This is a genomic window from Faecalibacterium butyricigenerans (assembly GCF_020687345.1).
Taxonomy (GTDB): domain Bacteria; phylum Bacillota; class Clostridia; order Oscillospirales; family Ruminococcaceae; genus Faecalibacterium; species Faecalibacterium butyricigenerans.
In genome coordinates this window covers 12,977-38,409 of sequence record NZ_JAJEQL010000002.1, presented here as the reverse complement: position 1 = coordinate 38,409, position 25,433 = coordinate 12,977, and the positions used below count along the sequence as shown (strand labels likewise).

Annotated in this window: 24 protein-coding genes and 2 tRNA genes; 22 read left to right on the top strand and 4 right to left on the bottom strand. The window is 60.3% G+C overall.

The window, feature by feature from the left end:
• Positions 1-45: 45 nt before the first annotated feature.
• The 5 genes from prfA (at position 46) to LKD23_RS01200 (ending at position 4,900) form a co-directional block, all read left to right on the top strand.
• On the top strand, positions 46-1,131 hold the full coding sequence (gene prfA, locus LKD23_RS01220; RefSeq protein ID WP_227619989.1) for a peptide chain release factor 1: 1,086 nt from the start codon (positions 46-48) through the stop codon (positions 1,129-1,131).
• Positions 1,132-1,201: 70 nt separating this feature from the next.
• Positions 1,202-2,227, top strand: coding sequence for an L-threonylcarbamoyladenylate synthase (locus LKD23_RS01215; RefSeq protein WP_227619988.1), 1,026 nt, complete (start codon positions 1,202-1,204; stop codon positions 2,225-2,227).
• Entirely contained in the window at positions 2,224-2,832 is a 609-nt protein-coding gene (gene coaE, locus LKD23_RS01210) for a dephospho-CoA kinase (RefSeq protein WP_227619987.1), read from the top strand. The genes LKD23_RS01215 and coaE overlap by 4 nt, the downstream gene beginning before the upstream one ends.
• Positions 2,820-3,404, top strand: a complete 585-nt coding sequence (locus LKD23_RS01205; RefSeq protein ID WP_227619986.1) for a lytic transglycosylase domain-containing protein — start codon at positions 2,820-2,822, stop codon at positions 3,402-3,404. Before coaE ends, LKD23_RS01205 begins: the two co-directional genes overlap by 13 nt.
• A 92-nt stretch (positions 3,405-3,496) precedes the next feature.
• Positions 3,497-4,900, top strand: a complete 1,404-nt coding sequence (locus tag LKD23_RS01200) for an aminopeptidase (protein WP_227619985.1) — start codon at positions 3,497-3,499, stop codon at positions 4,898-4,900.
• A 63-nt stretch (positions 4,901-4,963) separates the two neighbouring features.
• Here the strand turns inward: LKD23_RS01200 and LKD23_RS01195 are convergent, their stop codons facing one another.
• Entirely contained in the window at positions 4,964-5,815 is an 852-nt protein-coding gene (locus LKD23_RS01195) for a polysaccharide deacetylase family protein (protein ID WP_227619984.1), read from the bottom strand.
• Positions 5,816-5,999: 184 nt separating this feature from the next.
• Between LKD23_RS01195 and LKD23_RS01190 the strand changes: the two genes are divergently transcribed.
• Positions 6,000-6,083 (top strand) — tRNA-Leu (locus tag LKD23_RS01190).
• Between the two features lie 458 nt (positions 6,084-6,541).
• On the opposite strand, the gene spo0A is transcribed toward LKD23_RS01190, so the two are convergent.
• Both spo0A and spoIVB read right to left on the bottom strand, forming a co-directional pair.
• Positions 6,542-7,300, bottom strand: a complete 759-nt coding sequence (gene spo0A / locus LKD23_RS01185; RefSeq protein ID WP_227619983.1) for a sporulation transcription factor Spo0A — start codon at positions 7,298-7,300, stop codon at positions 6,542-6,544.
• A 117-nt stretch (positions 7,301-7,417) separates the two neighbouring features.
• Positions 7,418-8,650 carry a SpoIVB peptidase gene (spoIVB, locus tag LKD23_RS01180; RefSeq protein WP_227619982.1) on the bottom strand — a complete coding sequence of 411 codons (1,233 nt, stop codon included), beginning with the start codon at positions 8,648-8,650 and terminating at the stop codon, positions 7,418-7,420.
• 112 nt (positions 8,651-8,762) lie between these two features.
• On the opposite strand from spoIVB, the gene LKD23_RS01175 reads away from it, so the two are divergent.
• The 14 genes from LKD23_RS01175 (at position 8,763) to LKD23_RS01110 (ending at position 21,551) form a co-directional block, all read left to right on the top strand.
• A tRNA-Leu gene (locus LKD23_RS01175) sits at positions 8,763-8,842 on the top strand.
• 215 nt (positions 8,843-9,057) lie between these two features.
• On the top strand, positions 9,058-9,792 hold the full coding sequence (locus LKD23_RS01170) for a LytR/AlgR family response regulator transcription factor (RefSeq protein WP_227619981.1): 735 nt from the start codon (positions 9,058-9,060) through the stop codon (positions 9,790-9,792).
• Entirely contained in the window at positions 9,792-11,063 is a 1,272-nt protein-coding gene (locus tag LKD23_RS01165; protein WP_227619980.1) for a sensor histidine kinase, read from the top strand. Before LKD23_RS01170 ends, LKD23_RS01165 begins: the two co-directional genes overlap by 1 nt.
• Before the next feature lie 125 nt (positions 11,064-11,188).
• A complete protein-coding gene (locus LKD23_RS01160; protein ID WP_227619979.1) occupies positions 11,189-11,677 on the top strand; it encodes a hypothetical protein in 489 nt (162 codons plus the stop codon).
• Between the two features lie 382 nt (positions 11,678-12,059).
• The gene (gene rpmE / locus LKD23_RS01155; protein WP_005937210.1) at positions 12,060-12,260 is read left to right on the top strand and encodes a 50S ribosomal protein L31; all 201 of its coding nucleotides are present in this window, start codon (positions 12,060-12,062) and stop codon (positions 12,258-12,260) included.
• 206 nt (positions 12,261-12,466) lie between these two features.
• Entirely contained in the window at positions 12,467-13,192 is a 726-nt protein-coding gene (locus LKD23_RS01150; protein WP_368670596.1) for an ABC transporter ATP-binding protein, read from the top strand.
• A 2-nt stretch (positions 13,193-13,194) separates the two neighbouring features.
• Positions 13,195-14,067 carry an ABC transporter permease gene (locus LKD23_RS01145; protein WP_227619978.1) on the top strand — a complete coding sequence of 291 codons (873 nt, stop codon included), beginning with the start codon at positions 13,195-13,197 and terminating at the stop codon, positions 14,065-14,067.
• A 14-nt stretch (positions 14,068-14,081) separates the two neighbouring features.
• Positions 14,082-15,527, top strand: a complete 1,446-nt coding sequence (locus LKD23_RS01140; protein ID WP_227619977.1) for a GldG family protein — start codon at positions 14,082-14,084, stop codon at positions 15,525-15,527.
• Positions 15,528-15,540: 13 nt separating this feature from the next.
• Positions 15,541-16,491, top strand: a complete 951-nt coding sequence (locus LKD23_RS01135) for a DUF4340 domain-containing protein (RefSeq protein WP_227619976.1) — start codon at positions 15,541-15,543, stop codon at positions 16,489-16,491.
• A 302-nt stretch (positions 16,492-16,793) separates the two neighbouring features.
• Positions 16,794-17,840: a spermidine/putrescine ABC transporter ATP-binding protein gene (potA, locus tag LKD23_RS01130; protein WP_227619975.1), complete on the top strand. Its 1,047-nt coding sequence runs from the start codon at positions 16,794-16,796 to the stop codon at positions 17,838-17,840.
• A gap of 6 nt (positions 17,841-17,846) precedes the next feature.
• Positions 17,847-18,662, top strand: a complete 816-nt coding sequence (locus LKD23_RS01125) for an ABC transporter permease (RefSeq protein ID WP_227619974.1) — start codon at positions 17,847-17,849, stop codon at positions 18,660-18,662.
• The gene (locus LKD23_RS01120; protein ID WP_227619973.1) at positions 18,662-19,510 is read left to right on the top strand and encodes an ABC transporter permease; all 849 of its coding nucleotides are present in this window, start codon (positions 18,662-18,664) and stop codon (positions 19,508-19,510) included. Before LKD23_RS01125 ends, LKD23_RS01120 begins: the two co-directional genes overlap by 1 nt.
• On the top strand, positions 19,507-20,739 hold the full coding sequence (locus tag LKD23_RS01115; RefSeq protein ID WP_227619972.1) for an ABC transporter substrate-binding protein: 1,233 nt from the start codon (positions 19,507-19,509) through the stop codon (positions 20,737-20,739). The genes LKD23_RS01120 and LKD23_RS01115 overlap by 4 nt, the downstream gene beginning before the upstream one ends.
• 59 nt (positions 20,740-20,798) lie before the next feature.
• Positions 20,799-21,551 (top strand): acyl-[acyl-carrier-protein] thioesterase, encoded by a 753-nt coding sequence (locus LKD23_RS01110; protein WP_227619971.1) that lies wholly within the window; start codon positions 20,799-20,801, stop codon positions 21,549-21,551.
• Positions 21,552-21,597: 46 nt separating this feature from the next.
• Here the strand turns inward: LKD23_RS01110 and LKD23_RS01105 are convergent, their stop codons facing one another.
• A complete protein-coding gene (locus LKD23_RS01105) occupies positions 21,598-21,816 on the bottom strand; it encodes a hypothetical protein (RefSeq protein ID WP_227619970.1) in 219 nt (72 codons plus the stop codon).
• A gap of 204 nt (positions 21,817-22,020) precedes the next feature.
• On the opposite strand from LKD23_RS01105, the gene LKD23_RS01100 reads away from it, so the two are divergent.
• Entirely contained in the window at positions 22,021-23,535 is a 1,515-nt protein-coding gene (locus LKD23_RS01100) for an IMP dehydrogenase (RefSeq protein WP_227619969.1), read from the top strand.
• Between the two features lie 311 nt (positions 23,536-23,846).
• Positions 23,847-25,364 (top strand): nicotinate phosphoribosyltransferase, encoded by a 1,518-nt coding sequence (locus LKD23_RS01095; protein WP_227619968.1) that lies wholly within the window; start codon positions 23,847-23,849, stop codon positions 25,362-25,364.
• Positions 25,365-25,433: the final 69 nt, after the last annotated feature.

Here is a 25,433-nt window from a genome sequence, read left to right as displayed (position 1 = left end):
GGCACAGCACATTCAGAAACTGTTTTGTAAGGAGAACTGCCTGATATGCCGAATCTGACTTCCCAAATGGAGGCCGTCTGCCGTCGGTTCGAAGAACTTTCCGTCCGTCTCAATCAGCCCGAAACTGCTGCCGACCCGGCGCAGTTCCGCCGCCTGATGCAGGAGTACCACGAGGCAGAGCCGGTGGTGGAAGCCTACCGCGCCCTTGCCACTGCGCAGGATCATCTTGCACAGGCGAAAGCCCTGCTGGAAGGGGAGGAACCCCTTGATGCGGACTTTAAGGCTATGATACAGCAGGAGATCAGCGAAAAGAGTCAGGATGTGGCAGAGCTGGAAAATAATCTCAAAATTCTGCTGCTGCCGAAGGATGCAAACGACGAAAAAAGCGTCATCATGGAGATACGCGCCGGTGCCGGCGGCGAGGAAGCTGCGCTGTTTGCCCACAGCCTCGTGCGGATGTACACGATGTACGTTCAGGGGCGGGGCTGGGAGATGGAGCTGCTGAACCTCAATGAGACCGAGCTTGGCGGCACGAAGGAAGCCGTCTTCGCAGTCAATGGCCGGGGCGCGTACAACCGTCTCAAGTACGAGAGCGGCGTCCACCGGGTGCAGCGCGTCCCCGAGACGGAGACGCAGGGCCGCATCCACACCTCGACAGCTACGGTGGCCGTGATGCCGCAGGCCGAGGAGGTGGACTTTGCGCTGGACATGAAAGACCTGCGCATCGACACCTTCCGCTCCTCGGGCGCAGGCGGACAGCACATCAACAAGACGTCCAGCGCCATCCGCGTCACCCACATCCCCACCGGGACGGTGGTCGAGTGCCAGAACGAGCGCAGCCAGTTCCAGAACAAGGACAAGGCTCTGGAGATCCTGCGCAGCCGACTGCTGGCCCAGAAACAGAAGGAGCAGCAGGATGCCATCAACGCCGACCGCGCCGGTCAGGTGGGAACAGGGGACCGCAGCGAGAAGATACGTACCTATAACTTCCCGCAGGATCGCTGTACCGACCACCGCATCGGCCTGACGGTGCATAACCTCGCTAAGATCATGGACGGCAATCTGGACGAGATCATCGACGCCCTCGCCACCCGTGAGCAGGCCGAGAAATTACAAAAACTGAACGCATAAACCTGCGCATATTGCGCATGAACATCTGTAAAGCTTGATTACTTTACATCAGAAAAGAGCGACGATTCGTATGAATATCAAAACTGAAGTCCGCCCGGCGGACGCGGAGGGCATTGCCCGCGCCGCCGAGCTTCTGCGGCGGGGCGAGCTGGTGGCTCTGCCCACCGAGACGGTCTATGGCATCGCGGCCGACGCCCGCAACGGCGAGGCCGTGAGCAAGATCTTCGTGGCGAAGGGGCGTCCGCAGGACAATCCCCTCATCGTCCATGTCACCGGCCCCGAGATGCTGCACGGCCTCGTCAGCGAGGTGCCCGAGCGCGCCCAGCTGCTGATGGCTGCGTTCTGCCCCGGGCCGCTGACCATCATCATGCCCCGCGGCCCCGAGGTGGCAGCGGAGTGCTGCGCGGGTCTGGATACCGTGGGCATCCGGATGCCCAGCCATCCGGTGGCCCGGGCCGTCATCGAGGCCAGCGGCTGTGCCTTTGCAGCCCCGTCGGCTAACCTGTCCGGCAAGCCCAGCCCCACCAATGCGCAGGATGTCTTTACCGATATGGATGGCCGCCTGCCCCTCATCCTCGACGGCGGCGAGTGCGACTGGGGCGTGGAGTCCACCGTCGTGTCGGTGGTGGGTGAGAAGCCCACCCTCTTCCGCCCCGGACACATCACGCTGGAGGATCTCGAGCGTGCGCTGGGCGAGGAGGTGGAAGTCTCCAAAGCCATCCTCGAAAAGCTGCCGGAGGGTGCGGTCGTCCGCAGCCCCGGCATGAAGTATAAACATTATGCCCCCAAGGCCGATGTTACCCTGCTGGACGGCACCTTCGAGCAGTTCAAGGCCTATGTGGACGCCCACGCCGCCGAGAGGCCCAGCTGCCTCTGCTTCACCGGTGAGGCCGAAAAGCTGGGGGTCCCCTGCGTGGAGTATGGCCGGGAGGGGGACGGTGCCGATCAGGCCAGACACATCTTCCGCTCTCTGCGTGCGCTGGATGAGCAGGGGGATGCCGTAGTCTACGCCCGCTGCCCTCGGAAGGACGGCCTGTCGATGGCGGTCTATAACCGTCTTATCCGTGCGGCCGCGTTCCGGGTGATCGAGCTATGATGACGCTGGGCATCACCGGCCGCAGCGGCTGCGGCAAATCCACCGTCACCGCGGTTTTTGCGGCCCGGGACATCCCGCTGGCAGACGCCGACCAGCTCTCCCGCGAGATCCTGCTTCCCGGCTCTCCGCTGCTGCCCCAGCTGGCGGAGCGCTTCGGGGCGGATATTATAAGGGCAGACGGCACCCTCGACCGCCGCCTGCTGGCCGACCGCGCCTTTGCGACCCCCGAGGGGAAGGCGGCGCTGGACGCGCTGACCCACCCGGAGATCGTCCGCCGCATCCGTGCCGCAAAACAGGCCGCTCTTCGTGCCGGTGCGAAGCTCTTCGTGCTGGACGGTGCGGTCATCGTCGGCACGGCGGCAGAAGCGGAGTGCGATAAGCTCTGTGTGGTCACGGCTCCTTTTGAGGTCAGTGTGGAGCGCATCGCTGCCCGGGACGGTATCTCGCCCGAGATGGCCGCCCGCCGTCTCAACGCCCAGACGCCGGAGGCGGTTCTGACCGCTCGAGCGGACTACATCCTCCCCAATACCTCCACCCGCGAGGCGCTGGCGAAGGCGGCGAACGAGCTGTGTGATACGCTCATCGGGGAGGGGTGCCGCACTTGAAAAAGCTGTTCCGACTGCTGTGCAGGCTGGTGGTGCTGGCCTGCATCGCGGCAGTGATACTGGTGACGCTGCCGCCCCTCGCCCGGAAGGCCGACCAGCTGCTCTACCCCCGCAAATACAGCCAGCAGGTGGAGCAGTGGGCCGCCGAATACGGCCTCGACCCGCTGCTGGTCTATGCGTTTATCCGCACCGAGAGCGGCTTCGACCCTGCTGCTACTTCCAGCGTCGATGCCCGGGGGCTGATGCAGATGACGGAGGAGACCTTCATCTGGCTGCGCAGCAAGATCGCGCCCGACGAGGGCCTGACCTTCGATGACCTCTACGACCCTGCGGTCAGCATCCGTTTCGGCTGCTACTACCTTCATCTCTGCATGGAACGGTACGGCGGCGATGTGGCCACGGCCGCAGCCGCCTACCACAGCGGGTGGGGGACGGTGGATAATCTGCTGCGGATGGAGGAGCATTCCTCGGACGGGCAGACGCTGAAGGGCTTTCCGTACAATCAGATGCACCACTACGTCGAAAAGATCACCGCCGGTTACGCCGCCTATACCCGGCTCTACGGCGGCTGATGTACTACAAACGAAGAAAACCGGAGAGGATAAGCCCTCGCTGGTTTTTGATAAATCAAAGTGTAAGAAAACAGAAAGGCAGGAGAGATCCTATGGCAGAAAAAACTCCGAACCAGCAGCTGGCTGAAAAGCTGCTGTTTAAGCCCGCTTACGCCGGTGACAAGTCCGCCGCCGTCAAGCAGGAGGCCCACGCATTCGCTGAGGGCTACAAGAAATTCCTTGATGCCGGCAAGACCGAGCGTGAGGTAGCCGCCGAGAGCGAGCGGATGCTGAAGGACGCTGGCTACCAGCAGTTCGACCCGAAGAAGACCTACGCCCCCGGCGACAAGGTCTACTTCAGCCAGCTGGGCAAGGCCATCGTGGCTTCCACCATCGGCACCCGCAGCTTCGAGGACGGCTTCCATCTGGTCATCGCTCACACCGACAGCCCCCGTCTGGACCTGCGCCCGACCCCGCTGTACGAGTCCGACCACTTCAGCTACTTCAAGACCCACTACTACGGCGGCATCCGCAAGTATCAGTGGGGTACTATGCCGCTGGCCATCCACGGCGTGTTCTCCCGCGCTGACGGCACCACCGTCTCTGTGAACGTGGGCGAGGACGAGAATGATCCCGTCTTCTGCATCACCGACCTGCTGCCCCATCTGAGCGCTGAGCAGAGCGAGCGCAAGCTGAGCGACGGCATCAAGGCAGAGGAACTGAACATCCTCATTGGTTCCGATGCTGTTGAGGATGAGGATGTGAAGGAAGCGGTCAAGCTGAACACCATGATCCTCCTCAACGAGAAGTACGGCATCACCGAAAAGGACTTCGCCCGCGCCGAGATCGAGATCGTCCCCGCTTATAAGTCCCGCGACGTCGGCTTCGACCGCTCCATGATCGGCGGCTACGGCCACGACGACCGCGTCGATGCATATCCCGCTCTGATGGCCGAGATCGCCACCAAGAATCCCGCCTTCACCACCGTCTGCGTCCTGACCGATAAGGAAGAGATCGGCTCCGACGGCGTCACCGGTATGCAGAGCATGTACGTCTTCCACTTCATGCAGGAGCTGTGCCGCACCGCCGGTCAGGATGACATCATTGCATTCCGCAACAGTGTCTGCCTGTCCGCCGACGTCACCGCTGCTTACGACCCGAGCTGGGCCAGCGCTTTCGAGCCGATGAACGGCACCTACGCAGGCCGCGGCATCGCGCTGTTCAAGTACACCGGCAGCCGCGGCAAGAGCGCTGCAAACGACGCTTCTGCCGAGCTGGTGGGCTATGTCACCCGCATGATGGACGCCGACGACGTTGCATGGCAGATCGGTGAGCTGGGCCGCCTCGATCTGGGCGGCGGCGGCACCATCGCAAAGTATGTTGCCAACCGCGGCATCCCCGTCATCGACATCGGTGTGCCTGTGCTGTCCATGCACTCTCCCTTCGAGGTCATCCACAAGACCGACCTGTACATGGCTTATCGTGCCTTCGTCCTGTTCAATCAGGCCGCTGAGTAAGCTGTTTCTACGCACCAAAGCCCCGGAAAGTCTGCCGTCTTGCAGGCCCTCCGGGGCTTTTTGCTATGTCGTGGGCAGGGGGACGGCCTGCTCTACCGTGAGGAAGGCGAAACCGTTGTCCTTATACCACTGGATGATGTCGGGCAGGGCTTCGGCTGTGGTGTGGGTGGTGGCCGAGTCGTGCATCAGCACGATGCACTGGGTCTGCTCGCCGGTCTCCCGCACGATATTGCGGAAGATGGTGCCTGCACTGGGCTTGCCGCCCACAGCGTCCTCGGCGCAGACGTTCCAGTCTACATAGGCGTATCCTTTTGCAGTGACTTCTTCTTTGAGCTGCTGCATCAGCCCGCGCCCGCCGTAGCGGCGGCTCACGGTGTTGGTACTGCCGCCGGGAAAGCGCAGGTACCGCAGGCCATCTGCCGAGAGGTAAGGGGAGAGCCGCTCTTTTAATAGGCTGATGTCCTTCCAGTAGGCGTCCGGGCTTTGGTAGATGTCGCTGTACTCGTGGGAGGCGGAGTGGAGCGCGATCTGATGCCCGGCGGCAGCAGCTTCCGACACGAGAGGCAGGTACTTGTCGTTGTGTCCGGTGGCGACCACGAAGAAGGTGGCTTTGACGCCGGCGCGGTTCAGTGCGGCCAGAACGTCCGGCGTTGTCTTGCTGGGGCCGTCGTCAAAGGTCAGACAGACCCATTTGTCCGGCAGCGGCTCAGGCTCGGGCGGCGTCTGTACCGACGATGCGGGGACAGGAGAGACGAAGCTTTCGTCCGGCAGCGGGGTCAGGTCGCTCTCCCGACAGCCTACGACTGGCTCTGCGCCGCAGAATATCCCCAGCCCGAACCCTGCCGCCGCCCCGGCCGAGAGCAGCAGGAGGCTCACCAGCCAACGCGGTGCTTTGCCGAATTTAAAAAAAGTCATTCCGAAAAACCTCCTTGTTAAGTTATTTCTGCACGGAAACTCCATTTACAAGATATGAATGGCAAAAAAATCTATGAAAACGCTTGACATTGCAGGGGGAGTATGGTATTATACTTGAGCAGTCAGCGATACGGCTTGAACCTCAGAGCGGTTACAAAACGCAGATTGCATCAAAACTTCATATGCGAGGGTGGCGGAACTGGCAGACGCGCACGTTTGAGGTGCGTGTGGTTTATCCTTGGGGGTTCAAATCCCCTCCCTCGCACCAAAGTCGAAACCCGCATGGGCACTGGAAGATCAAGTGTTCATGTGGGTTTTTCGTTGTGTGAGAAACTTCAGGTCCGGTCGAAGGTGTGAAGGGGCGTTTCCTTGTTCTGCGGCAAAACTCCATAGAGTTGAAATGCGTTGGAAACATCCATCGCCGCAAAGGAGATGCGGACGTCAAGGTGAGGGAGAGGTGCCTTGACCCTGCTGTACGATTTCTGCTCGTCAGCACAAAAAAACCTCCTGCGCCGGAAAACCGGAGCAGGAGGCTTCATTTTGTTGTATGATGAGGGAACCGTAATTTCTGATTTCACACCCGATAATATAGCAATTCAACTTTTTAATGCAACAGCAACAGCGTTGAATTGCATATCGCAAATATGCTGTTTTCATGTTGCACTAATTTCTTGCCTTGCGATAAATGAAGAACGCTATCGAAAAATGGAACAGAGATGTGATGTTTCAGCCTGCCTGCTGGTGCTTATCCAGCCGCATCTTATCGGCGATCATGGCGATGAACTCACTGTTGGTGGGCTTGCCGCGCAGGTTGTGGATGGTGTAGCCGAAATAAGAGTTCAGGGTATCCACATCGCCCCGGTCCCATGCCACCTCGATGGCGTGGCGGATGGCGCGCTCCACCCGGCTGGCGGTGGTGTCGTTTTTCTTGGCAATCTCCGGGTAGAGGCGCTTGGTGACGGCGTTGATGTACTCCGGCTCATTCATGGTGAGCAGGATGGCATCCCGCAGGAACTGGTAGCCTTTGATGTGGGCGGGGACGCCGATCTGGTGCAGAATGTCGGTGACTTTCAGCTCGTCGCTGTCCACGCTGGCCGTGATGAGGCGCTTCTGGTGGCCGTGGGCGACTTTGAGCACCCGGCTGGCGAGGACATTTTCGTCGAAGGGCTTGACAAAGTAGTAGGCGAAGCCCTCGTCCAGCAGCTCCTGCACCATCTCTTCGCTCTGGAACGCGCCGGTGACAAAGAAGGTGGTGTGTGTCCCGCCAGCGGCGACATATTTCTGCTTGACGGCCAGCGCGTCCAGCCCGGGCATGAAGGCGTCCAGCAGAACGACCTGCGGCCGTACCGCAAGCATCTTCTGCAAGATCTGAAGCCCGTCCTTTTCCACGACGGTCACTTCCACGCCCTTTTGCTCCAGCGCATCCCGGCAGGCCGCCGTAACATCCGCACTGGTATCCGACATCAAAAATCTTACTTTATCCATCGTACTTTCCTCCAATGTGTGCAGTTCCCTTTACGCTCTATATTTTACCATAATTTACCATGGAATGCAACAGGAAATTTTTACAATTTCTGGGATTTTCATAAAAAATCTTCCGGCTCATTCCGTTCTCTGCATTTCAGCGGCGTTTTTTGCCTGTTCCAGCATGGTCTGGGCGAAAATGCCATAGCCCCGGGTGGGGTCGTTGACCAGAACATGGGTCACAGCGCCCACAAGACGTCCGTTCTGGAGGATGGGGCTGCCGCTCATGCCCTGTACGATGCCGCCGGTGGAGGACAGAAGGGTGGGGTCTGTTACCCGGATGACCAGATTCCGCCGGGGGTCAGCATCGCTGACCCGCTCGATCTGGATGCGATAGGTGCGGGGCGTGCCACCCTCGGTGGTGGCCCATATCTCGGCAGGGCCGGTGGCGACCTCCTGCGCGAAGGCAACCTCCCGCAGCTGGCCCGGAAAGTGGGTGCGGGTGGTGCCGTAGACGCCATTCTCACCGTTGATGCGGATGGTGCCGATGGCGTGGGCGCTCAGAAAATGCCCCTTCAGCTCGCCGGGGCTTCCGGCAGTGCCCACGCTGCATCCGGTGATCTCGCAGGGGACGATCTCGCCGCTGCGCAGGGCGACGCTTTCGCCGGTGTCGCTGTCGCTGATGGGGTGGCCCAACCCCGCAAAAACGCCAAGCTCTTCGTCCGCGAAGGTCAGGGTGCCCACCCCGGCAGAGGAGTCCCGCACCCACATCCCGGCCCGCCACTGTCCGGAGGCACTGTCCCACACCGGGGTCAGAGTGGTCAACTTCTGCTCGCCGCTGCGGATATATACGACCTCCACGGCCTGTCCCTCGGCGGCGTCCAGTGCTTCCTTTACAGCATCGTTGCTCTCGGTGCGGGTCTGCCCGATGCAGATGACCCGGTCGCCGAGACGCAGCCCCGCTGCCTTGGCAGGATTCGATGTGCCGCCGCTGGCCTGCCCGATCTCGGAGAACCCCACGATGAGTGCCCCTTCGGAGAACATCTTGACGCCGAAGGGGGTGCCGCAGACCGTCACCTTGGGCCGCTCTGCCACCACGGCCCGGATGGTCTTGATGGGGAACCAGCCGCCCAGCGTCAGGGTGGTCTGGTAGCTGCCCACGGCCCGGGTGCTGGCGACATTCTGGCTCCCATGGCCGCTCTGCGGCTCGACCCACTGGAAGCGGGGGAGCGATAGGGCCTGTCCCGGTTCCAGGTAGACCCGGTCCGGCAGGCTGCTGTACAGCCAGCCCAGAGCCGCAGCGAGGGCCAACAGCAGATACGCCGCCGCAAGCCCTGCCCGCTGCTGCCATGACCGGTGCTTTTTCTTCACGCCGAGGGCCTCCCTTGCTGTTTTTGGGGTTATTATGCGCCAAGAAAGAGAGAATTATCACCCGGCAGTTGACTTTTGCCGCGAATCTTGTTACTATAAATAAAGTTTCCGTGCGGGAGTGGCGGAATGGCAGACGCGCTGGTTTTAGGCACCAGTTCCAACGGAGTGAGGGTTCGACCCCCTTCTCCCGCATAAAAAATGGCCCCAAGCCCATGCTTGGGGTCATTTTTTATCTTGCGGAGAAGAGGGGGCGAACAGCACGGCTGCCCGCAGGCGGCAAGCAATCAGCCCGGCAATCTCGAGGAGAGTCTGCCAGTGCGGCTTGACGAACACCCACAGAATCCCTATACTATAAGGAGTAGAAGAAGCAAGAAATAAACAAGAGAAGGGACTGTGTAAATCCCCTTATGCTGAAAATCGCATTCTGTGACGACGAAACCGCAGAGATCGCGCAGCTGGAAGAGCTGCTGGAAGAATATGCCGCTGCCCGAGGGCAGGAATTTGTCCATACATCCTACCAAAGCTCGGTGGAGCTGATGGCAGACATCGAGAAGGGCGAACGCTTCGACATCATGCTGCTGGATATTCTGATGCCGGGCGAGAACGGGATGACGGCGGCCCGGGAGGTTCGGGAGCACGACACCAACGTAAAGATCATCTTCCTCACCGCAAGCCCGGAGTTTGCGGTGGAGTCCTATGCGGTGGATGCGTGGTATTACCAGCTCAAGCCCATCCGGCAGGAGGACTTTTTCCGCCTGATGGACTCAGCCTGCGCCGCCTGCAGCAAAGAGCAGACCCACAGCCTCATCCTCCGCAGTAAAAACGGCATCGTCCGAGTAGAGCTGGAAAAGCTGGTCTACTGCGAGGTGATGGGCAGGACGCTCACCTTCCACCTGAACAGCGGGGTCGTGCTGGAGAGCATGGGCCGGCTGGACGACCTCTGCAATCAGCTCGTGCCCTACCCGAACTTCCTCCGCCCCCACCGCTCCTTCCTCATCAATATGGAGTACATCGCCAACATCGCAGCCCGCTCCATCACGATGCAGGACGGGGCCGAGGTGCCGCTGCCCCACGGGAAGTATTCGGAAACGAAGGACCGCTACCTGAGCTATATTTTTGACAGAAAGAAGGCGGTCCTGTAATGAACGTGCTTACCGTGCCGAACGGCATCGTCGTGGCCCTGTTCGGCATCGTGCTCTCGGCATCCTTCTGCGACATCTGCTGGACGAAACGGAACCGCATCGTGCTGGCAGCCGGTACAGCCGCCATTCTCCTGCTGCAGGGGGCCATCACCTTCGGGGCAAGCTGGGATGCGATGCAGGAGCTGTATCCTTTTACGACCCATCTGCCCCTTGCCGCCGTCCTCGGCGTCCTCAGCGGAGATTGGCTCTGGCCCACCATCTCCGTTTTTGCAGCATACCTGTGCTGTCAGCTCCGGCGCTGGGCGGCGCTTCTGGTGGTCGCGCTGATGCCGACCCCCGCCGACTGGCTGCAGCCTGCCATTGAGATGCTGGTCACATTGCCGCTTCTGGCCGCCCTGCTGCGCTATGTCGCGCCGTCGGCCCGCAGCTTTGCCCATTATCCGCGCTCTATGCAGCTGCAGTTCGGCGTGGTGCCGCTGGCAGGCTACCTTTCTGACTATGTGACCCGTATCTATACGAGTCTCCTCGCCGACGGCAATCAGGCAGCGGTGGAGTTCATGTTCTTTGTGAGCAGCGTGATGTATATCGTTTTCATCTTCCGGTTCTCGGCGGAGGAGAGCGCCCGCGGCCAGCTCGAGCAGACCCGGAACAACCTCAAGCTGCAGGTCGGTCAGGCGGTGCGGGAGATCGAGGCCTTGCGCACCTCCCAGCAGCAGACCCGCGCCTACCGCCACGACCTGCGCCACCATCTGCAATACATCTCCGCCTGCATCGAGAACGGCAGGGGAGAGCAGGCGCAGGAGTACATCCAGAGCATCTGCTCCGAGATAGAGGCCAGCAAGGTGACGATCTACTGCGAGAACGAGGCTGCGAACCTCATCTTCTCGTCCTTTGCAGGCCGGTCGGAGAGCTGCGGTGTGCCGCTCAACATTCAGGCTCATATCCCGCAGCTTATCTCGGTGGCTGAGACAGATCTCTGCGTGCTGCTCTCCAATGCGCTGGAAAATGCGCTCCGGGCCTGCCGCAGGATGAAAGCGGAGAATGGCCCTGTATACATTGAAGTTACTGCCCGGGAAAAGAACGGGCATCTCTTTTTGCAGTTCGTCAATCCCTGTCCGGAGGGGATACAGTTTGAAAACGGCCTGCCGGTGACCAACGCCGAAGGACACGGCATCGGTGTGCGCAGCATCTGCGCTATCGTAGAAAAGTACAAGGGGCTTTCGGACTTTTCGGTGCAGGAGGGGCGCTTCATTCTCCGCGTTTCCCTGTGAACCGGGTCGATTGAGAGCAGTTTTGGGGCGAATCGTGTCAAACTGCCCGCCGCAGGGGCAGAAAAGAGTATACTGGAACCAGACAAAATGTGCTCTCCGAATATCGCACAAGGAGGAAAAGTTTTATGAAACGTATCACTTCTCTTGCACTCAGCGCGGCACTTTTGGCTTCGCTTTCGACACCGGTGCTGGCCGCGCCGGCCATCTCTGTGGATGCGGCCCCTACGGCAGCTGTGCTGGAAGAGGAAAACTCTTTGTGGGAGCTTCCGCAGGCAGACACGCCGGACATGAGCAACACGGTCTGGTCGTTTGCCGGCGGCTACATCGACGGCGGCGAGATGACTCAGGCCGAGATGGACGAGTCTCTGGCGGCATACGGCGGTACGCTGCAGTTCACCTTTGATGCCGCAGGCGGCGCAAAGATGATTCAGGGCGGCGGCACGCTGAACGGCACTTACCAGTATCTCGACGACGGCAGCGTGGGCGTCATCTTCGACTACAACGGCGAGGAGCTGCGCTACGCCTGCATCTTTACCTGGACGGACGAGGACGAGCTGCTCATGGTCGCCATCTCGGATGTGGAGGGTGCCGACGGCATTTACTTTGTCCAGTAAATTTGTTTCATCGTGTCTTTCGGATGCGATGCAAATAAGCCTTGTCCGGGTTTCCGGCTTCGTTGGCTGCTTTCAGCGGAAAGGCGGCTTGCCCTGCGGGAGCCGGGATGCCCACCCCGGACAAGGCTGGAGGAATCAGAGACAGGCCCGGCAAATGCTGCCGGGTCTGTTTTCTTATCGAAAAAGCTGGGGAGAGAAGGACTTTTCTGAAAAAAGGGAAGAAAATCTCAAATCACCTCTTGCATTTTTTTCGGAGAGTGCTATAATATTAAAGCAATCGTTTCCAAGGCCGCTCGAGGGGGTAGCCGATATTGAAGGTTGTGATGGGCACATACATTAAATATGGCCCCAATAAGTCAGAACCAGAAATGAGGTGAAAAGAATGAAACAGGGTATCCATCCGAACTACGTTGACTGCACCATCACCTGCGCTTGCGGCAACGTCATCAAGACTCGTTCCACCAAGCCCGAGATCCACGTCGAAGTTTGCTCCAAGTGCCATCCTTTCTACACTGGTAAGCAGAAGCTGGTTGACTCCGGCGGACGTGTTGAGCGCTTCAACAAGCGCTTCGGCCGTAAGTAATTGCATCGATTACTGGTCATCCAAGAGCGTCGTTCCCCTTGCGGGGAGCGGTGCTCTTTTTTTGCGTCCGGGCGCAGAAAATGCCGAAACAGCGCCAGAAAAGCAATATTTGGAAACACACACAGGTTTATCTTATTTCTGACACATTTTCGGGCTAGAATGATGCAGACATTCCCAATAACTTCTTGAAAAAAGGAGCGTTTTTTGTGATAGAAGTATCCCACCTTACGAAGCGCTACGGCAGCCGCCTCGCCGTGGACGATGTATCCTTTACGGTGGAGGATGGCGTCATCTACGGCCTGCTTGGCCCGAACGGCGCAGGCAAATCTACCATCATGAACATCCTCACCGGGTATCTCGCTGCCACCGAAGGGCAGGTGACGGTAGCGGGCCACCCGCTGCCCGAGGAAGCCGACGCCGCCAAGGCCTGCGTGGGCTACCTGCCGGAACAGCCGCCCCTCTACCCGGAGATGACGGTGGCCGAGTATCTCGACTTTGCCGCGGAGCTGAAGGGCGTGAAGAAGGCAGACCGCCCCGCACAGGTGCAGTCTGCCGCCCGCCGCACCGGGCTGGAAGACGTTCTGCCCCGACTCATCCGCAGCCTGTCGAAGGGCTACCGCCAGCGGGTAGGCGTGGCACAGGCGCTGCTGGGCAGCCCGAAGCTCATCATTCTGGACGAGCCGACGGTGGGCCTCGACCCGGCGCAGGTCATCGAGCTGCGCCGCCTCATCCGGGAGCTGGGCCGCACCCACACGGTCATCCTGTCCAGCCACATCCTCAGCGAAGTAAAGGCCGTCTGCGATAAGGCACTCATCCTGTCGCAGGGGCATCTGGCCGCTGTGGTGGACCTTACGGAAGAGCAGCGGGATCTGGAAGAGCTTTTCCTTGCGCTGACGGCTCCGGAAGCGGCTTCGGACAAAAAGGAGGACTGACGATGTTTGCCATCTACAAGCGGGAGCTGCGCAGCTTTTTCCACGGCATGATGGGCTATGTGCTCACAGCCTTTCTGCTGGCGGCCTCCGGCATCTATTTTCTGGCGCTGAACCTCGGCTACGGCCTGACGGATTTTGGCTATTATACGCTTTACCGCACCATTTTTATGCTTCTGCTCTATTTCCCGGTGCTGGCCATGCGCTCGCTGGCCGAGGAGCGCCGCGCCCGCACCGACCAGCTGCTCCTCACCAGCCCGGTGTCGGTGTGGGGCATCGTGGCGGGCAAGTATCTGGCTCTCTGCACCGTATTCGCGCTGCCCTGTCTGGCCGACGGCGTCATGATCGTGGTGCTCTGGCTGCTGGGCAGCACGGCCTCGGCCTGCGGCGCGAATTTTGCTGCGCTGCTGTGCTATTTTCTGCTGGGCTGTGCGGCCATCGCGGTCTGTGAGTTCTGCTCCGGCCTCACAGAGAACCAGATCATCGCGGCGGTCATGGGCTTTTCGGCCCTGCTGCTGGCCTATATGATGCCCAGCCTCCGCAGTATGTTCAACGCGGGCAGCGCGGTGGCACTGGTGGTCTTTACGGCCCTGTCGGCGGGGGCATCCCTTGCACTGGGTCTGCGCACCCGGAGCTTTACTCTGGGCTGCTTTGTGTTCGCGGCCCTCTGTGCCGGTCTGAGCGCGCTGTTCCTCCTGCGCAGCACATGGCTCACCGAGGCCTTCAGCGCCGTGCTGAGCGCCCTCTGCCTCTTTGCGCCCTTTGAAGAGTTCGTCAACAACAGCTTCTCCATCCCCACGCTGGTCTATTATCTGACGACGGCGGTGCTCTTCCTCTTCTTTACGGCGCAGGGCATCGAGAAGCGCCGCTGGAACTGAAAGGGGGACTGACCATGAAGAAATTCGAGAAAAAGAGCGCAGGCCCGCTGGAACGCCTCCGCCTGAAAAGCGGCATATACGCCGCCTCTTTCACCGTGCTGGCCATCCTGCTGGCTGTCCTGCTCAACCTCATCGTCCGGGCTGTCCCGGCGAAGTACACCGAGTTCGACCTTTCGGAGGCGGGGCTTTACTCCCTCAGCGACAGCTCCAAGGAGATCGCCCGGAGCCTTACGCAGGATGTGAACATCTATTATCTGGCCGAGACGGGCAGCGAGGACGCCATCCTCACAAAGCTGCTGGACCGCTACGCCTCCGAGAGCAGCCACATCCGGTGGGAGCGGAAAGACCCTGCTGTTTACCCGACCTTTGCAACCCAGTATGGCGTTCAGTCGGCGGAGAACGGCAGCCTCATCCTCGTCTCGGGGGAGAAGAGCGTCGTGCTGGAAGCATCGGACCTCTACGATTACGACTACTCCGACTACTACGCCACCGGCAGCTACAGCGTGACCTTCGGAGGCGAAAACAAGCTCACCGCTGCCATCTACCGCGTCACCAGCGGCGAGACGCTCCATGCCTACTACACCACCAACCACGGTGAGCAGGCCCTGACGGACACCCTCATCGACGCCTTGGAGGGCCAGAACCTCGCAGTCAGCCCCCTCGACCTGCTGACGGACGCCATCCCTGACGACTGCGACCTGCTCATCGTCAACACCCCGCAGCAGGACTTTGCAGCGGCGGGCAGTCTCGTGGATGAGATGTCGGCCCTCCGCGCCTATCTGAAAAGCGGCGGACGCCTGATGCTCACCACCGACAGCTACTACTCCACCCCAAACCTCGACGCCCTGATGGCCGAGTTCGGCCTGAGCCGGACGCCGGGCCTTGTGGTGGAGGGGGACAGCGGCCACTCCCTGAGCGGCTACCCCTACTATCTGCTGCCCGACTACGCCGAAGACACCGGGAGCGGCACACTGGACGGCATCGACACCAGCCGCCGGGTGCTGCTTCAGATGGCGCAGGGCATCACCCTCACCGAGACGGAGGGCGTCACCTCCGAGCCTCTGCTGGTCAGCTCGGAAAGCTCCTACAGCAAGACGGCAGGCTACGAGATGGCCACCGCCGGGCAGGAGGAGGGCGACCCCGACGGTCCCTTCACGCTGGCGGCTTACGCCTCCAACAACGCCACCGGCGCTGAGGTCATCTGGGTCAACTGCGGCAATATGGACAACGAGGCCGTCTACCAGACCGTCCCCGGCAACGTGACCTTCTTACAGGGCTGTGCGGCCGCTCTGGCCGGGCAGGAGGGGACGACCCTCGTGGAGTCCAAGGCGCTGGAGGCCGCGCCCATCACCATCCCGAACCACACCGCCGCCGCGCTGGGGCTGGTGTTCGTCCTCATCCTTCCGGCGGCTGTGCTGGCCGTGGGTGCAGTGGTCGTATTGCTGCGCCGCCGCAGATAAAGGGGGCAGGACGATGAAAGCAAAACAGCGCACCCTTGCGTTCCTGCTGGTGCTCGTCCTCGCCGCCGGGGCGGCGCTGGCCCTGCTGACCCACGCGAACCGGAAAGCCGAACAGGCCGCCAGTGAGGTCGAGGACGGGAGCATCCCCCTGCTGGACGTGACCGGAGACACGCTGGAACAGGTGGCAGTCCAGTATGAAGGAGAGACTCTGACCCTTCTGCCCGGCGATGGGTGGACGCTGGCCGAGGACCCGGACTACCATCTGGACGACTCTGCCTGCGACACCATCCGCACCGCGCTGGCAGACATGAGGGCAAAGCGCCAGCTCGAGGCACAGCCCGGTGAGGACTACGGCTTCGATGTGCCCCGGCTTGTCGTGAATGTGACGGCGGCGGGGGAGCGCACCACCCTCACGGTAGGGGCTGAGAACCCTGTCACCGGCGACGTCTACGTCCGCCGGAACGGTGAGGACACGGTCTACGCCGTGGACGCGGCCAAGTTCCGCTGCATGGAACAGACCAAAGCCGAGCTGTTCGGGGCGTTCAGCCCGGCGGGCATCACCGCCTCGGACATCGAGGCCCTGCGCTATACCCTCCAGAGCGGCGAGGTGGTCAGTCTGCAGGCGGTCTCTCAGCCCACCGGGGCCGACAGCACAGCCTATCAGACCGTCTGGCGGCTTACAGATGCGCCGGATGCTGCACTGGATGCCGACAAGACAGATGCCCTGCTGGCCGCGCTGGCCAGCTATGTCACCGGGCAGGACACCGCCGCAGACTCCTACGCCTGCGGCTTCGATGACCCGCTGGTGACGGCGGAGGTGACGACAGCAGACGGCACGGCTGTCCTGACCTACGCCATCGGCACCGACGGCTATTATATGAGGGTGTCGGGGGACGAATCGGTCTACACCGTGGACGGCCAGACCGTGGCGGCACTCTGTCAGACCGCAGAGCAGTTAAAATAGGCTTTTCCCGGGCAGCATCCCTGCCCGCTCAGGCGCCCGCGCGCCGGCTCTCCTTTTGGGAGAGCTTTTTTTGTTGCAGCGAGAGATGGATGGATGCAGGTCAAAGTTTCGGCAAACATCAGCAGAGCGATTGACATTTTGACAAAGATTGTTTAAGATAGACAAGAAAGGGCAGAATAACTGCGCAATGTTACGGTCGTCATGGATGTTGTGCGGGAAAAGTCACCCTAGTGCGAAAGAGGGATGGGGCGAAAGACCCCTTCTTTTTTCGTATCTGAGTTACAAGGAGGATATAGGAAAAAATGAACAACTCGGTGATCGTTTCACTGCGAGACATCGTAGTGGACTTTGATGGTCAGCGCATTCTGGATGGGCTGAACCTCGACATCCATGACAAAGAGTTTGTGACGCTGCTGGGACCCTCCGGCTGCGGCAAAACCACCACCCTCCGCCTCATCGCAGGCTTTCTGGAGCCAACCTCCGGCAAGGTGCTTCTGAAGGGCGAGGACATCACGGGCGTGCCGCCCTACAAGCGTCCGGTGAACACCGTGTTTCAGAAGTACGCGCTGTTCCCCCATCTGAACGTCTTCGAGAATGTAGCCTTCGGCCTCCGCCTCAAGAAGATGGACGAAGAGACCATCCGCCGCAAGGTGCGGGATATGCTGGAGGTCGTGGGCCTGAAAGGCTTCGAGCGCCGCAGCATCGGCCAGATGTCCGGCGGCCAGCAGCAGCGCGTGGCCATCGCACGCAGTCTGGTCAACGAGCCGGAGATCCTGCTTCTGGACGAGCCTCTGGGCGCACTGGACCTCAAGCTGCGCAAGGAGATGCAGCTGGAGCTGAAGCGTCTGCAGCGCGAGATGAACATCACCTTCATCTACGTCACCCACGATCAGGAAGAGGCCCTGACCATGTCCGACACCGTCGTCGTCATGAACGGCGGCAAGGTGCAGCAGATCGGCACCCCCGAGGACATCTACAATGAGCCGAAGAACGCTTTCGTGGCAGACTTTATCGGCGACTCCAACATCGTGGACGGCGTGATGCACCGCGATTTCCTCGTCTCTTTCTCGGGCGTGGATTTCCCCTGCGTGGACCGCGGCTTTTCCCGGGAGCAGAGCGTGCAGGTGGTCGTCCGCCCCGAGGACATCGAGGTGGTCTCCCCGGTGGAGGGCCAGCTGGTGGGCGTCGTCAATGACGTCATCTTCAAGGGCGTCCACTTCGAGATGCACGTCGAGTGCGAGGGCCGTGAGTGGCTCATCCACTCCACCCGCGCCTGCACGCCCGGCGAGACCATCGGTATGCGCATCGGCCCCAACGAGATCCACATCATGGCGCGTTCAGAGGGGTGAGGCTGCATGAAGATTTACGATAAGAAGCTGGCCTATCCGTACTTTGTATGGATGGTGCTGTTCACAGTGGTGCCCTTGTTCATCGTGGTGTACTACGCCCTGACCGATGCCAGCGGCAGCTTTACGCTGGACAATCTGGTGGCCATCAGCGGCTATGGTTCGGTGTTTGCCCGGAGCCTGCTGCTGGCCCTTATCGCCACGGTCGTCTGCCTCATCCTCGCGTTCCCGGTGGGGTACTTCCTCTCCCGGCTGCGCGTCAACAAGCAGCACATCATGCTGATGCTGGTGATGCTGCCCATGTGGATGAACTTCCTGCTGCGCACCTACGCATGGATGGGCCTGCTGAGCGTCAACGGCCCCGTGAATGCGGTGCTGGGCGTGTTCGGCCTCGGACCCTACACCATGCTGAACACCTCCGGCGCTGTGGTGCTGGGCATGGTGTACAACTATGTGCCCTATATGATCCTGCCCCTCTACACCAGCATGACCAAGATCGACCAGAGCATCGTGGAGGCGGCGCAGGATCTGGGGGCTTCCACCACCAAGACCCTGCTGCGGGTGCTCATCCCCATGAGCGTGCCCGGCATCAGCACCGGCATCACGATGGTGTTCGTCCCGGCGGTGTCCACCTTCGTCATCAGCCGTATGCTGGGCGGCGGCTCCAACCTGCTCATCGGCGACCTGATCGAGATGCAGTTCCTCGGCAACAGCTACAACCTCAACGTCGGCTCTGCCATGAGCCTCGTGCTGATGATCATCGTGCTGCTCTGCATGAGCTTCACGTCCAGCTTCGACGAGGATGAGATGGAGGGTGTGTCCTGATGAAAACGAAACATCTGCGTCTGATGCAGCGCGCCTATGTCATCCTGTTCTTCTGCTTCATGTACCTGCCCATCGCGTATATGATCGTGTTCAGCTTCAACCAGAGCAAGGGCTACTCGCTCTTCACCGGCTTCACCCTCAAGTGGTACACCAGCCTTTTCCACAATGCGTCGATCCTTCACGCGCTGTGGGTGTCGCTGGAAGTGGCCCTCATCTCGGCCATCATCGCCACGGTGCTGGGCACGGCGGCCTCTCTGGGCATCGCGTCCATGGGCCGCAAGAGCCGTCTGCTGGTGACGAACATCACCTATATCCCGGTGGTCAACCCCGAGATCATCACTGGTATCTCGCTGATGCTGCTCTTTGTGGCGTACCAGCGCTTCGCGGGCGGGCTGGACTTCCTGCCTGATAACATCATGGGTCTGCCCACGCTGCTCATCGCCCACATCGCGTTCAATGTGCCGTATGTCATCTTCAACGTCACGCCCAAGCTCAAGCAGCTGGACATCAAGCTGTATGAGGCGGCACTGGACCTCGGCTGCGACCCCAAGCAGGCGTTCTTCAAGGTCATCCTGCCCGAGATCAGCCCGGCCATCTTGTCGGCCTTCCTCATCTGCCTGACCTACTCCATCGACGATTTCATGATCTCCTATTTCAACTGCGGCACGGTGGAGACGCTGCCCATCGCCATCTACTCCATGACCCGCAAGAAGGTCAGCCCGGAGATCTACGCGCTGTCCACCATCATGTTCGTGGTCATCCTGACCATCATCCTCGTCTCCAACGCCATGGAGAGCCGCGGCTACCGCCGCGACCAGCGTGCACTGAGAGGAGGAGATGCGAAATGAAGCGCTTTGTCATTCTTCTGCTGACGGCAGTGCTGGCGCTGACCATGCCGCTGTCGGCTCTGGCTGCGGGCCAGATCGAGGTCACGGAGGATGTGTCGGTCTCGGATGACTACGACTGGACCCGCTTCAAGGGCCAGAACGTCACCCTGAACGTCTACAACTGGGGCGAGTATATCTCCAACGGTTCAGACGACAGCGTGGACGTGGTGGCCGCCTTCGAAAAGCTTACCGGCATCAAGGTCAACTACACCACCTTTGACTCCAACGAGTCCCTCTACGCGAAGCTGAAGTCCGGTGCGGCCAACTACGATGTCATCATCCCGTCGGACTACATGGTCGCCAAGATGATCGCAGAAGGAATGCTGAAACCGCTGGACTACAGCAACATCCCGAACTTTGCGAACATCGACGAGGCCTACCGCAACGCGGATTACGACCCCGAAAACGCCTATACGGTGCCCTATATGCTCTGCACCACCGGCATCATCTACAACACGACGATGGTGGACGAGGCCCCGGCCAGCTGGGCCGACCTGTGGGATGAGCAGTACGCGGGCAATATCCTGATGTTCAACAACAGCCGCGATGCCTACGCCATCGGTGCGTTCAAGAGCGGAAACAGCATCAACCCCCAGACCACCGAAGAGGTGGACGCTGTGGTGGAGGAGCTGAAGGCTCAGAAGCCGCTGGTACAGGCCTACGTCATGGATGAGATCTTCGATAAGATGATCGGCGGCGAGGCGGCGGTCGGCGTCTACTACTCCGGCGACGCCATCACCATGATCGACGACAACCCCGATCTGGCCTGGGTGTTCCCGGAGGAGGGGACGGTGCTGTCGGTGGACAGCATGGCCATCCCCGCCGCCAGCGAGCATCAGGAAGCCGCTGAGATGTTCATCAACTTCATGTGTGAGCCGGACATCGGCAAGGCCAATGCGGAGTATATCGGCTACACCACCCCCATGCAGGCGGTATGGGATATTCTGGACGAAGATCTCAAGTACAGCGAGATCGCCTATCCCTCCGAGGAGATCGCGGCCAAGGAGAAGGTCTTTACCGCGCTGAGCGATGAGGTCAACAGCGAGCTGGACGTGAAGTGGAGCGAGATGAAGAGCTACGACGAGGGCGGCAGCGGGTATCTGTTCCTGATGCTGCTGCTGGCGATGCTGGCTCTGGCCTGCTTCAATATCTGGCGCAAGGTGCGCAGGAAAACGCGCAATATGTATTGATCCTAAGGGGGCTGTGCGGAGGCGTACAGCCCCTTTTTGTCGAGGAAAGGGAGAAAACGATGAGTGAATACAGAAGTTATACTGAGCATATGACCGTGCTGGACGGTGACAGCGATTTCCGCCGCTGCCTGAAGCCCAGCGCCCTCTTCCGCTATGTGGAACAGGTGTCGGCAGACCACGCTCGGGCCTACGGCATGGACTACGCCTTTTTTAAGGAGCGCCACAGTGCGTTCCTCGTGGGCAAACAGGCCCTCCGGGTCTGGCGGATGCCGGGCCGGGCCGAAAAGATAGCGCTCACGACGGCCTGTGAGACCTTCAAGAAGGGCACCATGAAGCGCCTGACCACCATCACCAGCGAGACGGGGGAGAAGCTGGCCCTCGTGGACTGCCGCTGGATGGCCGTGGATACAGAGGCAGGGCGCATCCTGCGCACCCCCGGCTGGAACACGCCGGACTTCCAGAACGACGACCTGTCCGAAGAGCTGCCCCAGATCGTCCACAAGAGCCAGCCCCTGACGGCGGCAGGGGAGCGCCGGGCCAGCTACTCCATGTGCGACCTCAACGGCCACATCAACAACTCCCTCTATCTGGACATCGCCTGCGACGCCCTGCCGCAGGAGGTGGTGGAGGCTGCGCCGCTCTCCTTCGCCTCCATCAAGTACCACCGCGAGGTGCCGATGGGCCAGAGCGTGCAGGTGTTCTACGCCCCCTCGAAGGAGGGCTGGTATGTGCTGGGCCGGAGGGAGGAACACGCGGCCTTTGAGTGCTATCTGGAGTTCGGGGAGCCTGTCACAGAATCTTTACAAAAATAATTACAAAGAAATTACAAAAAACTATTGCAAAAATCCTTCAAAAGAGTTACAATATGGTTACAGGAAGGGCGACGCCCTTCTGGATCATGAAATCTTTTTCTTCTTGTTTTTGGAATATCGGGTGTCCGCCCTCCTCCTCCGGCTGTTCTCCTTCACAGCTGTCGGCGGACACCGCACAGGCGATATTCCGCTTCGTGTGCAAAAAGGCCCGTCCGAGACTGGACGGGCTTTTTTGCATCCCCAAAACCGGAGAAGTCCGGCTCATGCTGGGGGAAAGTATGACCTTGCACCAATTTGGTGGTCAATTTGCCTGTTTTTCTGCAAAGGACATTTATAAAGTTTGGCGGGGCAGGGGTTTGTATTCTGCAAGGATTTGTGATAAAGTATATACAATCAATTCCTAAGTCGAAAACATGAAATTGTTTTGATGTGATCCGTTGTTGATGCGTTAAGAAAAAGGAGTTTGAACATGGCTTATTTTTACGAAGAACCCTCCCGTACCTTTGGCGAGTACCTGCTGGTGCCGGGCTACTCTTCTGCCGAGAACGTCCCCACGGCGGTCAGCCTCAAGACCCCGCTGGTCAAGTACCGCAAGGGCGAGGAGGCCTGCCCGCTGGAAATGAACATCCCCATGATCAGCGCCATCATGCAGTCTGTCTCCGGCGATAAGCTGGCCATCGCGCTGGCCCGTCAGGGCGGCGTCTCCTTCATCTACGGTTCCCAGAGCATTGAGAACGAGGCCGCTATGGTCCGCCGCGTCAAGAGCTTCAAGGCAGGCTACGTCGTCTCCGACTCCAATCTGGCCCCCACTGCCACCCTGCATGATGTGCTGGAGCTGAAGGCCCGCACCGGCCACTCCACCATCGCCATCACCGCCGACGGTACCCCGGGCGGCAAGCTGCTGGGCATCGTGGCTTCCCGTGATTACCGCGTCAACCACACCCCTGACGACGCCTCTGTCACAACCTTCATGACCCCCATCGAGAAGCTGGTCACTGCTCCGGAGAACACCTCTCTGCACGACTGCAACAACATCATCTGGGACAACAAGATCAACACCCTGCCTCTGGTGGACGCCGAGGGCAACCTGAAGTATATCGTCTTCCGCAAGGATTACGACTCCCACAAGCAGAATGCCAACGAGCTGCTGGATAAGAACAAGAGCTATGTGGTCGGCGCCGGCATCAACACCCGCGACTACGCCCAGCGCGTGCCCGCACTGGTGGAGGCTGGTGTGGATGTCCTCTGCATCGACTCCTCCGAGGGCTACTCTGAGTGGCAGAGCCGCACCATCGGCTGGATCCGTGAGCACTACGGTGATACCGTCAAGGTGGGCGCAGGCAACGTCGTGGACGCCGAGGGCTTCCGCTTCCTCGCCAAGGCTGGCGCAGACTTCGTGAAGATCGGCATCGGCGGCGGCTCCATCTGCATCACCCGTGAGACCAAGGGCATCGGCCGCGGTCAGGCTACTGCTGTCATCGAGGTGGCCAAGGCCCGCGATGAGTACTACAAGGAGACCGGCATCTATGTGCCCATCTGCTCTGACGGCGGCATCGTCCACGATTACCACATCACTCTCGCTCTGGCCATGGGCGCAGACTTCGTCATGCTGGGCCGCTACTTTGCCCGCTTCGACGAGAGCCCCACGAACAAGGTGCGCATCAACGGCCAGTATATGAAGGAGTACTGGGGCGAAGGCTCCAACCGTGCCCGCAACTGGCAGCGCTACGACCTCGGCGGCTCCACCAAGCTGAGCTTCGAGGAGGGCGTGGACAGCTACGTCCCGTATGCCGGCCCGCTGGCGGACGGCGTCCAGACCACTCTGTACAAGGTCAAGAGCACCATGTGCAACTGCGGTGCACTCTCCATCCCCGAGCTGCAGCAGAAGGCCAAGCTGACCGTCGTGTCCTCCACCTCCATCGTCGAGGGCGGCAGCCATGACGTCGTGCTGAAGAACGCTACCCCCAGCATCATGAACGGCTGAGTTTGAAAAAATGAGCACCTGCGGCGCTGATGAGGCGCTGCGGGTGCTTTTTGCATCCACAGAAGCAGGGGAGGGCCTCCCCGAAACGGCGGAATAAAATGCCGGTAAAGAACCTGCAAAAAACATTTTTCTTTTCTGCCGTCATTTTCTGCCAAAACCTCTTGCGTCGGCCCGTCAAAGATGCTATAGTGGTACAAACGCCCTGTCATGACAGGACGAAACGTGCGCTGTGCCCGAAAATGCGCGGTGGCGCAGAGCTGGTTTGGCAGCACCCGCTGTGAGGGTGTGCAGAAAAAGAGAGGAAACTTTTCATGAGTGAGATCAAAGTTGTGCCGTACATCCCGGATGAGGACTACGACAATCCGGCAATGGTCGTTGATTTTTATGAGTTCACGATGGCCAACTGCCTGTTTTTAAACGGCTTTAAGAACACCACCCTTGTCTTTGATATGTTCTTCCGCAAGAACCCGGACAATCAGGGCTATTCCATCAGTGCAGGCCAGCGCAAGCTGACCCGTTTCCTGCTGAACTACCACTTCAACGAGCAGGACGTCCACTGGCTGCGTACCAAGGGCATGAGCGAGGAGTTCTGCGAGTATCTGCGCACCTACCGCTGGAAGGGCGATATGTACGCCCTGCCGGAGGGCACGGTCTGCTATCCTCATGTCCAGATGGTGCGCATCGAGTGCGACCTCGTGGGCGCGATCCTCATCGAGACCTACCTGCTCCAGACCATGAACTTCCACAGCCTCATCGCCACCAAGGCCACCCGCATCACCGGCCTGAACACCCACACCCCACGCAGCGTCATGGAGTTCGGCACCCGCCGCGCACAGGGCGAGAGCGCAGGCAACGACGGCGCATATGCGGCCGTTCTGGGCGGCTGCATCGGCACGGCCAACTGTCTGGCGGAGATGAAGTTCGGCTCTGAGGTCAAGGCCGTGGGCACGGTGGCCCACAGCTTCATCGAGTTCTTCCCGACCGAGTTCGACGCCTTCAAGGCCTTTGCCGATACCTACCCGGATTCGGTGAGCCTGCTGCTGGACACCTACAACATCATGGAGAGCGGTCTGCCCAACCTCATCAAGCTGGACGACTACCTCATCGAGAAGTATCCCAATGACCCCAACCGCCGTGTCAAGAGCGCCCGCATCGACTCCGGCGACCTCGCCCGCGGTTCCAAGCGTCTGCGCAAGGCGCTGGATGCAGCAGGGAAGTCCTACATCAAGCTGGTGGCATCCAACGGTCTGGACGAGAAGAAGATTGCCAACATGGAGCTGTACGAGCACGCACACTTCGACTCCTACGGCGTGGGCGAGAACCTCATCACCTCCGCCTCGGACCCCGTCTTTGGCGGCGTGTACAAGCTGGTGGCGGTGAAGCGGCCGGACGGCACCTATCAGCCCAAGATGAAGTGCTCTGACTCTGCCAGCAAGGCCATCATCCCCGGCAAGAAGATGCCGTGGCGTCTCTATGACGAAAATGGTCAGGCCCAGTGCGACCTCATCGCAATGGACGGCGAGGTCATCGAGGCGGGTAAGCCGGTCACGATGGTCAACCTCGACTCCGACGCCATCGAGCGCACTGTCACCTTCGTCCCCACCCGGGTCAAGCAGCTGCTGGTGCCCCACATCCTGCACGGTGAGCTGGCCATTGAGCTGCCCTCCATCGCGGAGAAGAAGGCCTATATCGCAAAGCAGCTCACCGAGGAGACTTGGGAGAGTGAGCTGCGCATCGAGATGCCCCATAAGCACTACGTCAACATGACCCCGGCTGTGGCGGACTGCCGCTCCCGTATGTACGCAGAGCTGCACGGCGGCAAGGTTTAACTTGACAAAACAGCATTTCTATTGTATCATATGAGCTGCCGCTTGCAGGAATGTGGGCGGCAGCTCATT